We start from the raw sequence: 14082 nt of genomic DNA, 5'->3' as shown, positions 1-14082 counted from the left end.
GAATTCAAGGAAGTAGAAATGCGTCGTGATTCGCTCGTCGCCGCAGCCATGCTGGTGACGGTTGCCGATCCCCTGGCCGCGCAAACGGTGCCGGCCCCTGCACCGACGCCGTCACCCCCGGTGGCGGCGCCAGCCGGGCCGCCCGCGTCTGCACCGACGCCCGTCGCACGCACCCCGCGTCCGTCAACGCCGCGCCCCGCATCCGGCACCGGCGGCGGTGACATCTCCGACGAGCCTGACATCGTCGTCCAGGGCACACGCGATTTGCCCGGCGCGGTCGTCGGCGACATTCCGCCCGAACAGCAGCTCGGGCCGGCCGATATCCGCTCCTACGGTGTCAATTCGGTCGCCGAGCTGCTCACCGAGCTCGCACCGCAAACCTATAGCGGCCGGGGCGGCGGCGGCGCGCCCGTTGTATTGCTCAACGGCAAGCGCATTTCTGGCTTCCAGGAAATCCGCGATCTACCGACCGAGGCGATTGCGCGCGTCGATATCCTGCCCGAGGAAGTCGCGCTCAAATATGGCTACACCGCCGATCAGCGCGTGGTGAACATTGTCCTGCGCCGCCGCTTCCGCGCTGAGACGCTGCAGGTCGGCGATCGCTTCGCCACCGATGGCGGCCGCAACAGCCCCAACCCCGAAGGCGACATTCTGCGCATCCGCGGCGACAATCGCTTCACCGCGCACCTCGAATATGAGCATTTCGACGCGCTGACCGATGCCGAGCGCAACATTATCGAGCAGCAGACGCCTGGCCAGCCCGCTATCCCCAATCTGGGCAATTATCGCACGCTGCTGCCCTCGACCAACGATTACACCGGCAACTTCGTCTACGCGCGGCCGATCGGCAAGACGCAGGCGTCGCTCAACGGACGCATCGACTACAATGAAGGCGCTGGGCTGCAGGGTGCTTATTTCCTGTCCTCGGGCGATGTCGGCGCAATCCACCGGCGGACGATCGATCTCAACACCCATGTTGGCCTTACCGTGAATGGCGACTGGTCGAAATGGCGTTGGAATCTGACGAGCGGATTCGACCGCGACCAGACCAGCACGCTGACCGATGGGCCCTTCGCGTCGGAGGCGCATGGCCTGTCGACCGTCGGGCGGATCGACGGCCTGATCAACGGCCCGCTCGCGACCTTGCCAGCGGGCAAGATCAATGTCGCGATCCATGGCGGCGGCCAGATCACCGATTTTGCCAGCAACTCGACGCGCGGCGGCGTGACCACGGCGGGCGATGTCAGCCGCAACATCGCCAATGGCCAGCTCAACGTCGATGTGCCGCTCACCAGCAAATCGAAGCAATTCCTCGGTGCGATCGGCGATTTGTCGGCCAATTTCAACATTGCCGGCGACGATTTCAGCGATTTCGGCACGCTGGTCACGATCGGCTATGGCTTCAACTGGCAGCCGGTGAAGGGCGTCCGGCTCATCGGCTCGGCGACCGACAAGGATGTCGCGCCAACGCCGCAGCAGCTCGGCAATCCGCTGATCACGACGCCCAACGTGCGCCTTTACGATTACCGCAACGGCACTAGCGCGACGGTGACGACGGTAACGGGCGGCAATTCGGCGCTCGCCGCGGCGGAGAATCACGTCAAGAAGCTGGGGCTGACGGTGAACCCGTTCAGCAAGACCGATCTGGTCATCACCGCCAATTACATTACCGAGCATGATGACCATCCGATCGCCGATTTCCCGGCAGCGACGGCGGCAATCGAAGCGGCCTATCCGACGCGGTTCACGCGCGACGCGGGCGGTAACCTGATCCGGCTCGACACGCGCCCGATCAACTTCGCGTCGAGCGATCGATCGGAAATTCGTTACGGCTTCAATCTGTCGCTCAGGCTCAAATCGAAGCTGCAGAAGCAGATCGAGGCTTGGCGCGCGGGCAAGGGGCCGAACCCATTTGCGGGCCTGCGCGTGCCGGGCTTCCCCGGCGGGCGCGTGCCTGACGGCGCGTTCCCGTTTGGCCAGCGCCCGCCCGGTGCACCCGACGGCGCCGCGCCGCCGCCTCCCGGTGGACCGGGCGAGGGCGGCCCGCCACGCGGTGGCCCGGGCGGGGCAGGGGGCCCTGGCGGCGGTGGCTTCCGCGGCGGCTTTGGCGGGGGCGGCGGTGCCTTTGGCGGCGCGGCGCAAGCCGGTGGCCGGCTGCAATTCGCGGTCTACCATACCTGGCACTTGACCGACCGCGTGCTGGTCGCACCGGGTGGCCCAAGTTTCGATCTGTTGAACGGCGACACCATCGGCAATTCGGGCGGGCAGTCCGAGCATGAGGTCGAAGTGCAGGCGGGCTATGCCAATAACGGCATCGGCGCGCGGCTGTCGGCCAATTGGAAAAGCGGCACGGATGTGTTCGCCGGCACCGCCGCGGCACCGCAGACGCTGCATTTCGGCGATATCGGCACCGTAAATTTCCGTTTGTTCGCCGATCTGAGCCAGCGGCTCGACCTGATCAAGAAACACCCCTGGATGCGCGGCATGCGCGTCGTGCTCGACGTCCAGAATCTGTTCAACGAGCGCCAGCGCGTGACCGACGATACCGGCGCGACGCCGATCAGCTACCAGCCAGGCTATCTTGACCCCACGGGCCGCACGATTCGCTTCACGATCCGCAAGCTGTTCTTCGCGCTGCCGACGCCGGGGCAAAGGCGGCCGGGGCAATAGGCGGGGTTGCGGACGCCCGCCGTGCCGCTTAGGCGCTGGCGCTATGACCACGGCGCCGATCGTTCCTGACAGCGAGCATCGCGGGTTGCTCGACCGCTTGCCGGCCGAGATGCGCGATTACGCGATGCTCGCGCGGTTCGATCGGCCGATCGGCTGGTGGCTGCTGTTCTGGCCCGGTGCCTGGGCGGTCGCGCTGGCCGACGGGGTAAGCGAGCGCTGGCCGCTGATCTTCTGGCTGCTCTTGGGCGCGATCGCGATGCGCGGCGCGGGCTGCGTCTATAACGACATCGTCGACCGTGATCTCGATCGCCAGGTCGAGCGCACGCGCCAGCGGCCGATCGCGAGTGGCGCGGTGTCGGCCAGATCGGCCTGGGTCTGGCTCGTCGCGCTCAGCCTGGTCGGACTGGTCGTGCTGCTCCAGCTTCGTCCCCTTGCGCAAATCGTCGCACTGGCGAGCCTGGCGCCGGTCGCTGCTTATCCTTTCATGAAGCGGATCACCTGGTGGCCGCAGGCGTGGCTGGGCATCGTCTTTTCCTGGGCGGCCCTGGTCGGCTGGGCGGATATGGCCGGCGAGATCGGCGGTGCGGCGCTACTGCTCTATGCGGGATCGGTGGCATGGGTTGTCGGGTACGACACGATCTATTCGCTGCAGGATCGCGAGGATGATGCGCTGGTCGGCATCCGCTCGTCGGCGCGCGCGATGGGGCGGCACGTCCGCGCCGGGACGGGCGCCTGTTACGCGCTGGCACTCGTGCTGTGGGCGGGCGCGGTGTGGCAAGTGCGTCCCGATCCGCTGGCGCTGCTCGCGCTCGCGCCCGTCGCGGTGCACTTCGCCTGGCAGGTGTGGACGCTCAATCCCGATGATGGCGCCAATGCGCTTGCCCGCTTCCGCTCGAACCGGCGGGCTGGCTGGCTGATGTTCGCGGCTTGCCTCGTCGTCGGCACAACGCTCGGCTGATCCGCAGCCATTGCCGGTTGGGCACGGACGCCCTAAGTCGCCGCCAATGTTGAGCGTAGATCAAGCCCGTGATCGGGCCAGCGATATCGTCGCGCGCGCCATTCGCGCCGGCGCCGATGCGGCCGATGCGGTTTATGCCGGCGACGCCTCGACCGAGGTTTCGGTGCGCTTGGGCGTGCTCGAGGATGTCGGCCGGTCGGAAAGCGAAGCGCTCGGCCTGCGCGTGTTCGTCGGCCAGCGCAGCGCCAGCGTCGCACTGTCAGACTGGGCGGCCGATACTGTGTCGGCGATGGTCGAGCGCGCCGTTGCGATGGCGCGGGAGGCACCGGAAGACCCGTGGGCGGGCCTCGCGCCGCAGGACCGGCTGATGCACGGCGCCCCGCCCGCGCTCGATCTCGACGATGGCGGCGATGTCGCGCCCGACGCGCTGAAAGCGCGCGCGCTGGCGGCGGAAGACGCGGCGCGCGCCGTGCCCGGCGTCACCAACAGCGAAGGCGCGGGCGCATCGGCGGGCCGCTCGATCATGGCGTTGGCGACGAGCCACGGCTTCGCCGCCGCTTATGCCAAGTCGTCGCACGGCGTCTCGGCCAGCGTGCTTGCCGGCAGCGGCGACGGGATGGAGCGCGATTATGACTATCACAGCGCCCGCCATCTCCGCCATTTGGAGGACGCCGCCACCGTCGGCCAACGTGCTGGCGAGCGCGCGGTCGCCCGCGTCAATCCCGGCCGGCTGGCGAGCGGCATCAAGTCGATCGTGTTCGATCCGCGCGTCGGCGCCGGGCTGATCGGTCATCTGGTCGGCGCCATTGCCGGCTCGGCGATTGCCCGCAAGACGAGCTTCCTGCTCCACGCGCTCGGCAGCGAGGTGTTCGCGCCCGGCATCACTATCCGCGACGATCCGCACCGCCCGCACGGGCTGCGCTCGCGGCCGTTCGATGGCGAGGGGCTGCCGGTCAGCCCGCTGGCGCTGGTCGAAGGTGGCGTGCTGCGCACCTGGCTGCTCGACTCGGCCTCGGCGCGGCAATTGGGCTTGGAGCCGACCGGCCACGCCGCGCGCGGCATCTCCGGCGCGCCCGGTGTGGGCACGAGCAACCTCTATCTCGAGCCCGGCGCCACGCCGCGCGAAACGCTGATCGGCGAAATCGATGACGGCGTCTATGTGACCGAGCTGATCGGCATGGGCGTCAATCTCGTCACGGGTGACTATTCGCGCGGCGCCAGCGGCTTCCGCATCGAGAAAGGCGAGATCACGTCGCCGGTCAGCGAATTCACCATCGCCGGCAATCTCAAGGATATGTTCCGCGCGCTGGCGCCGGCCAATGATCTCGACTTCCGCTATGGCATCAACGTGCCGACGCTGCGCATCGACGGGATGACAGTGGCGAGTGGCTGAGCCGGCGTTGCTGGCGACGGCCGAGGCGATGGCCGCAATCGCCGCCGAGGCGGGCGCGCTCGCGATGGCGCGCTGGGGCGATTTCAGCCAGTGGGACAAGACGCCCGGCAATCCGGTGAGCGATGTCGATCTGGCGGTCAACGCGCTGTTGAAGGCGCGGCTGGCGGCACTCGATCCTGATGCTGGATGGCTGTCCGAGGAAACCGCCGACAATCCTGATCGCTTGGCAAAGGCGCGGCTGTGGGTCGTCGATCCGATCGACGGCACGCGCGATTATGTGCGGCGCCGGCCTGGCTGGGCAGTGTCGATCGCGCTGGTTGAGGACGGTCGAGTGGTTGTTGGCGTGCTCGATGCACCCGCGGTCGGCAAGGCGTGGCAAGCGGTGCGCGGGGGCGGGGCGCGCTGCAATGGGGCGCCGATCCGGGTCGGCAACCGCACCGAGTTTGCCGGCGCGCGCGTGCCGGCCGATCAGCTGCCACGCCCCGACAGCGACTTGGTGCTGGTCCCCAAGCCCAATTCGATCGCGCTTCGCATCGCGATGGTCGCCGCCGACGAAGCCGATCTCGTCGCCACGCTGCGCTGGGGCTACGAGTGGGACATCGCCGCCGCCGCGCTGATCGCCGAGGAGGCCGGCGCCACGGTGACAGACGCCTTCGGTGAGCCGCTCGCGTTCAACACCCCGTCGGCACAGGCGTTCGGCGTGCTGGCGACCGCACCCGGCATCCACGCAGCGGCGGTGGCGCGACTGGCGGATCGCGCAAGGGAATTTGCCGGACAGCGCTGAGCTGCGCGCGCCCTTGCGATCGGCCGTATCGGCGCTAGCCTGCCACAATGCGCCACCTTCTCCTCGCCACCGCGTTCATCGCGCTCGCCCCCGCCGCCGTCGCCAAGGCGCCGCCGTCCACCGATTACGCCGCCCGGGTCGCGCGCGTCCTCAAGGAGACGCCGCTGATCGATGGCCATAACGACTGGGCCGAAGTTCTTGCCGAGCGCGAGGGCGACAAGCGCTGGACGCTTGACCTCACTCGCCTCAAATCGACTGGCGACGATCGCTACAACACCGATATCGAACGGCTGCGCAAAGGCATGGTCGGTGGGCAATTCTGGTCGGTTTACGTTCCCGCCAATCTGCCGCCGCTTGAGCAGGTGAAGGAAACGCTCGACCAGATCGACCTGATCCGCACCATCGTTGCGCGCTATCCGCAAACATTTGAGCTGGCCCGCAGCGCGGCCGATGTCCGTCGCATCCATAAGGCCGGCCGCATCGCGAGCATGATGGGGGTGGAAGGTGGCGGCCAGATCGGCGACGATCTGTCGGTGCTGCGCGCTTATCACGAACTGGGGGCGGGCTATCTGACGCTCACCCATGTGCTGACCACCGACTGGGCCGATTCGGCGACCGACAACCCCAGGCACAACGGCTTGACACCCTATGGCGAGGCCGTGGTGCATGAGCTCAACCGGCTCGGCATGCTCGTCGATCTGAGCCATGTCAGCGAGGCGACGATGAAAGCGGCGCTGCGCGTGACCAAAGCACCCGTCATTTTCTCGCACAGTTCCACGCGTGCGCTCGACGATCATCCGCGCGATGTGTCGGACGAGGTGCTGAAGCTGGTCGCGGCGAATGGCGGTGTCGTCATGGTCAATTTCGCGCCCAATTACGTGTCGGACAAGGCGCGCCGCTGGTCGGCGGAACTGGCGGCGGAAAAGGCGCGGCTCAACGCACCGCCTTATGGCGGGCTTTACATAGGCCAGCCCGACAAGGCCGATGCGGCGCTGAAACAATGGATGAAGGACAATCCCCCGCCAGTGGTGACGCTGAGCGAGGTCGCCGACCATATCGAGCATATCGCGCAGGTGGCGGGCGTCGACCATGTCGGCATCGGCTCGGACTTTGACGGGCTGGGCAACAGCCTGCCGGTGGGGCTGGAGAATGTCGACACCTACCCCGCGCTGCTCGCCGAGCTGATGCGGCGCGGCTGGAGCGATGCCGATGTCGCCAAGGTCGCGGGCGGCAACGTGCTGCGGGTAATGGAAACCGCCGAGCGGGTGGCGGCGGGGATGAAGGATGAGCCGCCGGGGACGGCGACGGTGGCGATCGACGCCGCAAAATAGCACACTTCGCTCGTTCATCCCGCAATGGACCAAAGGGTCGTTCGTGCTCGAATGGATCGGTGATATGTGGGGCCGCACGGGAAGGGACAAACGCCGATGTGTGTTCGTATTGCAGGCGTCATGATCCTTGCGGCCACGTTAACGTCGAACGGGTTTGCCAGGCCTTTGAACGATGCGGCTAATCAGCAGCAGCAAACGATTGTCTTCTCGTTGAAGCAAATCAGCATCGACTTGCCATCGACCTTGCCAGCAACGGAAACTGAACACCGGATCGACGAATTCAGCAGTGCGGTTGCCTCGATAACCAGTTGCGACGACGCCGACCAAATAGCCGAACAGGTCCATGGCCACGTCATCTTTAATGATCACGTGGCTCTTGCCGAGTTGACGCCAGCTCTTCAATCGACGGTGCTTAACACGTACGTCGGACGAGCTACGCCCGTATTCGGAACGAGATGGGATGGCGTCCGCGTATTGGTCGTCTGCGATCGGCGGATCGAATAGAATTCGACCACCGATAGTCGTTAGCGATCGTCCGCTGCAATCATCCGCAGCGCGCGCTCGAAGGCTTCCGGCGGCTGGCCGCCCATCAGCAGATATTTGTCGTTGATCACGAAGGCGGGCACCGCGTTGATGCCGTTGGCGCGCCAGTGGCGCTCCTCGGCGCGCACGTCGTCGGCGTAGCGACCGGAGTCGAGCACTTCGCGCGCCGCTTCGCCGTCGAGCCCGACATCTACTGCCGCGGCGACGAGGGCCTCAGGATTCGAGGGACTGCCGCCCTCGGTGAAATACAGCCGGAACAACCGCTCCTTCAGCGCGCGCTGCTTGCCGTGCTCGGCCGCCCAATGGAGCAGCCGGTGCGCGTCGAACGTGTTGTAGATGCGGCTTTCCGGCCCAGTCCGCATCTCGAAGCCGAACGCGGCGGCGCTGTCGCGGATGCGCGCGCGGTTGGCGGACATCTGCTCCGGCGGCGCCCCATATTTGCGACCGATATGCTCGGCGATGTTCTCGCCTTCGGGTGGCATGTCAGGGTTGAGCTCGAACGGATGAAAGCTCAGATCGACCGCCACTTCATCGCCCAGCCGCGCAATCGCAGCATCGAGCGCGCCCAACCCAATCACACACCATGGGCAGACCACGTCCGACACCATGTCGATCTTGATCGGGGCAGCGGTCACGCCTGCTCATCCCCGCGATATTTGATCTCCAAATACCGCCCGCGCGTCTCAAGGCTGTCGAGCGTGCCTTGCGCGAGCTGCTCGGTCATCTCGGCGATTTCGGCGTCGATCAGCTTGAGGCCATCGACCAGTTGCGCATCCGGGGTGCGGCCATTGCGTTCGACCGTGCGCAGCGGCGGCGGCACTTGCGCATAGCCGCTGATGAAATCGGGCAGCTGCTCGGCGACCAGCTTGCGCACTTCCTGCGCGGCCGGATCCTCATCCTTGAGCAGCGCGAGCTGCGGCTGCAGCGTGGCGAGCCGCTGGCTGATCTGGTCGACCAGGCCGATCGCCGGCGCGGGGAGCGCCGGGCGCTGCATCGCCAGCCAGGCGCGCGTCTGGTCGGGCAGGGCGCGGATATCGGCCTCGCGGATGCGCTCAGGCGTCGGCGCCGGCTCGGTCGGGAAAATGGCGAGCGCCAGCGTCGTCGCGATCAGCAGTGTCAGCACGCCAAGCGCGCCGAACATGCCGAGCGGCATCCCCAGCCCCAGCGCGACCGCGCCGAGCAGAATGACCGCGTCGGCAACCGCGATCCGCGTCAGCCGCGTCGCGACGCTGTGCCGCCGCTGCGCATAAAGCGCGCGATCGCGATGCGTCGCCTGGGTGCGCGCCAGCAATTCGGCTGACCGGGCGATCTGCCGGTCGACTTCGGTGGTCATACGGCCTCAAGCTTGAAGGTGTCGGCGGGCCCGGCAATCTGGTTCTGCGTCGCCCCTTCGGCGCGCGCAATATAGCCCTTGGATTTCTCGACTTCGCTCGACAGCGCGGTGACCGTGGTCTTCATGCTGTCGAGCGCTTTCAGCTTGAACGCATCGATCGCATCCATGGTGTCATAGATATTCTGGAAGGCGCGCTGCAGCGTTTCGAGCGGGATGGTCGAGGATGCCGCCTGCTGGTGGATTTCCGCCGTCTGGCTCTTGAGCAGCGCGCCGGTCGAGTCGATGATGCTCGCGGTGGTCGTGTTGAGCTGGGTGATCTGCTCCAGCACCAGTTTCTGGTTGCCCAGCGCCTGCGCGACCGTGACGGCGGTGCGCAGCGCCGCGACGGTGGTGGTCGACGCACGATCGACGCCCTTCACCAGCTCCTGATTATTCTTCTTGACCAGATCGAGCGCCAGATAGCCCTGCACCGTCACTGCCATTTGGGTGAGCAAATCCTGGGTGCGCTGGCGGACATAGAAGAGCGCGGTTTCGCGGATGGCCTTGGCCTTGGCGGGGTCAGTGTGGTCGAGCTCGTTGGCCTTGTCTTCCAGCCGCTGGTCCATCGTCTTGGCGAGCACGATCATCTGCTCGATGCGGCCCATCGCCGTCCACAGATTGGCGCGCTCGGTGTCGATCGCGGCGTTATCCATCAGCAGCTCGTCCTTGCCCGAGCCGAGCGATTTCAGGATCGCGCTGATATGGCTTTGCGACGACTTATATTTGTCGAAGTAATTCTGCATCTTGTTGCCGAACGGGATGATGCCGAGCAGCTTGCGGCCCGTGGTCAGGCTGCCCGACTTGCCCGGATCGAGCGCCTCGATCGTGCGGCGCAGCTCGGCGAGATTGGCGCCGACGCCGCCTTCCTTGTCCATCGCCTTGACCGGCCGATCGAGGAAGCGGTTCGACTGGCCCGCTGCGTCGCGGATTTCCTTCTGGCCCATTGCCGCGATCGCGTCGACGCGCTTGCCGAATTCGGGGGAATTGACGTCATGCGCGACCAGCTCGGTGATGAAGCCGTCGACGCGTTCTTCGAGCTTGGTGCGCGTCGCATCGTCAACTGGCACCAGCCCCGCCGCCTTTTCCGGCACCACCGCGGGAACAGGGTCAGGCGGCGTCAGCGTCAGCGGCGCGTCGGCAGTCGTCGTTTCGGGCGTCGTGGCCATTCCAGTCTCCATTGGCGGGACAGCGTTGAGTCTAGGCGGTTCCGCGCCGCGTTCAAGTGTATCAACTATGTAACACGCCCTGATGGAATCTCAAGATCGGACGGCACCCTTTCCGCAACGCACAATTTAGGCTAGGGCGCGCGCGAAACCCTTTTCCAGAGAAAATCCGCCTCAATGAATCTGCGCAACATCGCCATCATCGCGCACGTCGATCACGGCAAGACGACGCTTGTCGACCAGCTGTTCCGCCAATCGGGCACGTTCCGCGACAATCAGCGCGTCGAGGAGCGCGCGATGGATTCGAACGACCTGGAGAAGGAACGCGGCATCACCATCCTTGCCAAGCCGACCTCGATCGAATGGGAAGGCATCCGCATCAACATCGTCGACACGCCCGGCCATGCCGATTTCGGCGGCGAGGTGGAGCGCATCCTGAGCATGGTCGACGGCGTCGTGCTGCTCGTCGACGCGGCAGAAGGCGCAATGCCGCAGACCAAGTTCGTCACCGGCAAGGCGCTGGCGCTCGGCCTGCGCCCGATCGTCGTCGTCAACAAGATCGACCGGTCAGACGCGCGCGCGCAGGAAGTGCTCGACGAAGTGTTCGACTTGTTCGTCAGCCTGGAAGCGACCGACGAGCAGCTCGATTTCCCCGTGATCTTCGCGTCAGGCCGCAATGGCTATGCCGGTGACAACCCCGATGTCCGCGAAGGCACGCTGCGCCCGCTGTTCGAAACCATCGTCAACCATGTGCCGCCGCCCGCGCTCGACGAGGACGCGCCGTTCAGCTTCCTGGTGACGTTGCTCGATCGCGACAATTTCCTCGGCCGCATCCTGACCGGCCGCGTCCAATCGGGCGTGGTCAAGGTCAACCAGCCGATCCATGCGCTGGATAATGATGGCAACATCATCGAGACAGGGCGCGCCTCCAAGCTGATGTCGTTCCGCGGCCTCGATCGCGTGCCGGTCGACGAAGCACGCGCGGGCGATATCATCAGCCTTGCCGGCCTCGCGGTCGCGACCGTTGCGAACACGATCGCCGACGTCGCGGTGACCGAGCCGCTGCATGCCCAGCCGATCGACCCGCCGACGCTCAGCATGCGCTTTGCCGTGAATGACTCGCCGATGGCGGGGCGCGAGGGCACCAAGGTCACCAGCCGGATGATCCGTGATCGTCTGTTCCGTGAAGCCGAATCGAACGTCGCGATCCGCATCACCGAAGCCGCCGACAAGGACAGTTTCGAAGTCGCCGGGCGGGGCGAACTCCAACTCGGCGTGCTGATCGAAACGATGCGCCGCGAAGGCTTCGAACTCGGCATCAGCCGCCCGCGCGTGCTGTTTCGCGACGGCGAGCATGGCCGCGAAGAGCCCTATGAAACCGTCGTCATCGACGTCGATGAAGAGCATTCGGGCACGGTTGTCGACAAGATGAACCAGCGCAAGGCGGAGCTGACCGACATGCGCCCGAGTGGCGGCGGCAAGACGCGCATCACCTTCTCGGCGCCATCGCGCGGCCTGATCGGCTATCACGGCGAATTCCTGTCGGACACGCGCGGCACCGGCATCATGAACCGGCTTTTCGAGAAATATGGGCCGTACAAGGGCCCGATCGAAGGCCGCAAGAACGGCGTGCTCATCTCCAACGGCACTGGCGAGGCCAATGCCTATGCGCTGAACGCGCTGGAGGATCGCGGCATCCTGATGGTCTCGCCGGGTGATCCGCTCTACGAGGGCATGATCATCGGCGAGAATGCCAAGCCCGACGATCTTGAAGTCAACCCGATGAAGGCGAAGCAGCTCACCAACTTCCGCGCGTCGGGCGGCAAGGACGATGCCATCCGCCTCACCCCGCCGCGCCGGCTGACGCTGGAACAGGCGATCGCCTATATCGACGACGACGAGATGGTTGAAGTAACACCCAAATCGATCCGCCTGCGCAAACGCTTCCTCGATCCGCACGAGCGCAAGCGGCACAAACGGGTGAGCGAGGCGGCTTAAGCGCGCGCTAAAACTTCCACTTGAAGCGGATCATCGCGGCCGGGCCGGAGTAACCGCCGGGCAGGGTGCGCTGCTCGGCCTCAGGCGTTACCTCGGCGCCGGCGATGTGGAGGCGCGGTTGCCAGGGCTTGTCCTCGAACCGCAGGTCGAGCCGCGGCGGATCGACCGGCCTGCGGCCGCACACCAGGATTTCGTCGGCGGGCACACCAGCCTTGCAATTACTGACATCGGCATGCGGCAATTTGGCGAGATCGAAATGGGCGATGTCGTTGAGCGTCGGGCCGGGGCCGGCGGGCGCGACCTGGAAGATCAGCCATAAGAGCGACATGGTTGCCATGGCGATGCCCCTGCTTGCCGTGCAACGATCGGTACTAACTATGGTTTATTTTGGGCGACGCGTCACCAAGGGCGACCTATTATGCTCCGGCAGCATATAGGGAGGAGTCGATGCGTATTCGCCTGATGTCGGTGGGCTTGGCGCTCGCCATTGCCGGCGCGACCGCGCCCGCCCATGCCGCCAGCTTCGATTGCAACAAAGCGCGCACGCCGGACGAGTTCGCGATCTGCGGCAATCCCAGCCTGTCGCTGCTCGATACCGAGATGGGCGCGCTCTGGTTCAGCTATTCGCGCATTCCGATGATGATGGGGTCGAACGGCGCGCGGCATGACGACGCGCAGCAGTTTCTCGCCGATCGCGGCCAATGCGGCCGCAGTGTTGCGTGCCTCACCCAACTATATAAGCGCCGCAATGCCGATCTCCGCAAGGGCATCGTCGATGCGCTTGGCCGGTTGACGCTGGAATAGCGCTTGGGCCTCAGCCGCCGAGCTTGAGCAGCCAAACCTTGGGGCCGCCGGTCGGCCGGGGCGTGCCGTCGAGCCGGACCGCGCGCTTGATGATAACGGGGGCGAGGATCATCTGCCCCTTCATCACGCCCTCGCCCGCACCCGATGGCGCGGCGAGGATCGCTTTCACCGTATCCATGCCGCTCACCACGCGGGCGAACACGGCATAGCCCGGCGCGCCCGGCCGCGCGTCATAGCCTGGCGCGGCACCGACGAAGATCGAGAAATTGCCCGTCGCCGAATCGAGCCCGTTGCGCGCCATCGAGATCGCGCCGTCGACATGGTGCAGCCCCGTCTTGCTCGTCGGCTCGAGCGGGATGCCGAGCAGGCTGCGCCGTGCATCGGTGCCGATGCCACCTTCGATGAAACCGACCTTGGGGTTGGCCTTGTTGCGCGAGGCGCGGAAGAAGCTGGTGCCGTCCAAGCGGCCATCATCGACATATTTCAGGAAATTGGTGGCGGTGATGGGGGCGTGGCGTTCATCGACCGCGATGATAACGTCGCCCTTGGTCGTCTCCAGCCGCACCCGGACGAAACCCGGCGACGCGCGGTCGGCGCGCTGAGCTAGGGCCGGGGCGGCGAGAGCGAGCAGCGCGAGCGCCGCCGCGAGCAATCGCTTCACAGCCCGCCCATTTCGAGCAGCACTGCCCATTCGTCGTCGCGCACCGGCGTCACCGACAGGCGCGACTGCCGCAGTACTTCGAGCTTGGCGAGGCGCGGCTCGGCCTTGATATCGGCGAGCGGCACCGGTCGCGCGAATTTGCGCACCGGTTTCACCGCGACGCTCGCCCATTTCTCGTCGGGCCCATCGGGGCGCCACGCCCGCGTGATTTCCATAATGCCGACCGCCGCCTTCTCGGTATTCGAATGGTAGAAGATCGCCTCGTCGCCCGGCACCATCGTCATCAGGAAATTGCGCGCGGTATAATTGCGGATGCCGTCCCATTCGGTCGCGCCATCGCGGACGAGATCATCCCAGCCATAGACATCGGGTTCGGAGCGGAGCAGCCAGTAGGACATGAGAACG

The 14082-nt window shown here is 66.0% G+C and carries 14 protein-coding genes; 8 read left to right on the top strand and 6 right to left on the bottom strand.

All coding sequences use genetic code 11. The features are described from left to right. Positions 1 to 18 precede the first annotated feature (18 nt). The 6 genes from ACLB0R_RS03635 (at position 19) to ACLB0R_RS03610 (ending at position 7640) form a co-directional block, all read left to right on the top strand. The gene (locus tag ACLB0R_RS03635; RefSeq protein WP_416641987.1) at positions 19 to 2670 is read left to right on the top strand and encodes a TonB-dependent receptor; all 2652 of its coding nucleotides are present in this window, start codon (positions 19 to 21) and stop codon (positions 2668 to 2670) included. 43 nt (positions 2671 to 2713) lie between these two features. Next, the gene (ubiA, locus tag ACLB0R_RS03630) at positions 2714 to 3628 is read left to right on the top strand and encodes a 4-hydroxybenzoate octaprenyltransferase (RefSeq protein ID WP_416641986.1); all 915 of its coding nucleotides are present in this window, start codon (positions 2714 to 2716) and stop codon (positions 3626 to 3628) included. Positions 3629 to 3674: 46 nt separating this feature from the next. Continuing rightward, complete coding sequence (locus ACLB0R_RS03625) at positions 3675 to 5021, top strand: TldD/PmbA family protein (protein WP_416641985.1); 1347 nt, start codon at positions 3675 to 3677, stop codon at positions 5019 to 5021. A 28-nt stretch (positions 5022 to 5049) separates the two neighbouring features. Further along, positions 5050 to 5805 carry an inositol monophosphatase family protein gene (locus tag ACLB0R_RS03620; protein WP_416643087.1) on the top strand — a complete coding sequence of 252 codons (756 nt, stop codon included), beginning with the start codon at positions 5050 to 5052 and terminating at the stop codon, positions 5803 to 5805. A 47-nt stretch (positions 5806 to 5852) separates the two neighbouring features. Next, positions 5853 to 7136: a dipeptidase gene (locus ACLB0R_RS03615; RefSeq protein WP_416641984.1), complete on the top strand. Its 1284-nt coding sequence runs from the start codon at positions 5853 to 5855 to the stop codon at positions 7134 to 7136. A 120-nt stretch (positions 7137 to 7256) separates the two neighbouring features. Beyond that, complete coding sequence (locus ACLB0R_RS03610; protein WP_434953697.1) at positions 7257 to 7640, top strand: hypothetical protein; 384 nt, start codon at positions 7257 to 7259, stop codon at positions 7638 to 7640. A gap of 20 nt (positions 7641 to 7660) precedes the next feature. Here the strand turns inward: ACLB0R_RS03610 and ACLB0R_RS03605 are convergent, their stop codons facing one another. The 3 genes from ACLB0R_RS03605 to ACLB0R_RS03595 are packed head-to-tail and all read right to left on the bottom strand — an operon-like array spanning position 7661 to position 10217. Further along, positions 7661 to 8287, bottom strand: coding sequence for a DsbA family oxidoreductase (locus ACLB0R_RS03605; protein ID WP_416643086.1), 627 nt, complete (start codon positions 8285 to 8287; stop codon positions 7661 to 7663). A gap of 23 nt (positions 8288 to 8310) precedes the next feature. Next, on the bottom strand, positions 8311 to 9012 hold the full coding sequence (locus tag ACLB0R_RS03600; protein WP_416641982.1) for a hypothetical protein: 702 nt from the start codon (positions 9010 to 9012) through the stop codon (positions 8311 to 8313). Then, entirely contained in the window at positions 9009 to 10217 is a 1209-nt protein-coding gene (locus ACLB0R_RS03595) for a toxic anion resistance protein (RefSeq protein WP_416641981.1), read from the bottom strand. Before ACLB0R_RS03595 ends, ACLB0R_RS03600 begins: the two co-directional genes overlap by 4 nt. Before the next feature lie 174 nt (positions 10218 to 10391). Between ACLB0R_RS03595 and typA the strand changes: the two genes are divergently transcribed. Next, positions 10392 to 12212 carry a translational GTPase TypA gene (gene typA, locus ACLB0R_RS03590; protein WP_416641980.1) on the top strand — a complete coding sequence of 607 codons (1821 nt, stop codon included), beginning with the start codon at positions 10392 to 10394 and terminating at the stop codon, positions 12210 to 12212. A gap of 7 nt (positions 12213 to 12219) precedes the next feature. Here typA and ACLB0R_RS03585 read toward each other — a convergent pair whose 3' ends face one another. Beyond that, positions 12220 to 12549, bottom strand: coding sequence for a hypothetical protein (locus tag ACLB0R_RS03585; RefSeq protein WP_416641979.1), 330 nt, complete (start codon positions 12547 to 12549; stop codon positions 12220 to 12222). A 110-nt stretch (positions 12550 to 12659) separates the two neighbouring features. On the opposite strand from ACLB0R_RS03585, the gene ACLB0R_RS03580 reads away from it, so the two are divergent. Next, complete coding sequence (locus ACLB0R_RS03580; protein ID WP_416641978.1) at positions 12660 to 13016, top strand: lysozyme inhibitor LprI family protein; 357 nt, start codon at positions 12660 to 12662, stop codon at positions 13014 to 13016. A gap of 10 nt (positions 13017 to 13026) precedes the next feature. Here ACLB0R_RS03580 and ACLB0R_RS03575 read toward each other — a convergent pair whose 3' ends face one another. Together ACLB0R_RS03575 and ACLB0R_RS03570 are read right to left on the bottom strand one after the other, a co-directional pair. Further along, complete coding sequence (locus tag ACLB0R_RS03575) at positions 13027 to 13707, bottom strand: peptidylprolyl isomerase (RefSeq protein ID WP_416641977.1); 681 nt, start codon at positions 13705 to 13707, stop codon at positions 13027 to 13029. Beyond that, positions 13674 to 14075 carry an EVE domain-containing protein gene (locus ACLB0R_RS03570; RefSeq protein ID WP_416641976.1) on the bottom strand — a complete coding sequence of 134 codons (402 nt, stop codon included), beginning with the start codon at positions 14073 to 14075 and terminating at the stop codon, positions 13674 to 13676. Before ACLB0R_RS03570 ends, ACLB0R_RS03575 begins: the two co-directional genes overlap by 34 nt. Positions 14076 to 14082: the final 7 nt, after the last annotated feature.

Origin of the sequence: Sphingomonas sp. GlSt437 (genome assembly GCF_048015635.2) — a bacterium.
GTDB lineage: Bacteria > Pseudomonadota > Alphaproteobacteria > Sphingomonadales > Sphingomonadaceae > Sphingomonas.
This window is presented reverse-complemented; position numbering and strand designations above follow the sequence as displayed.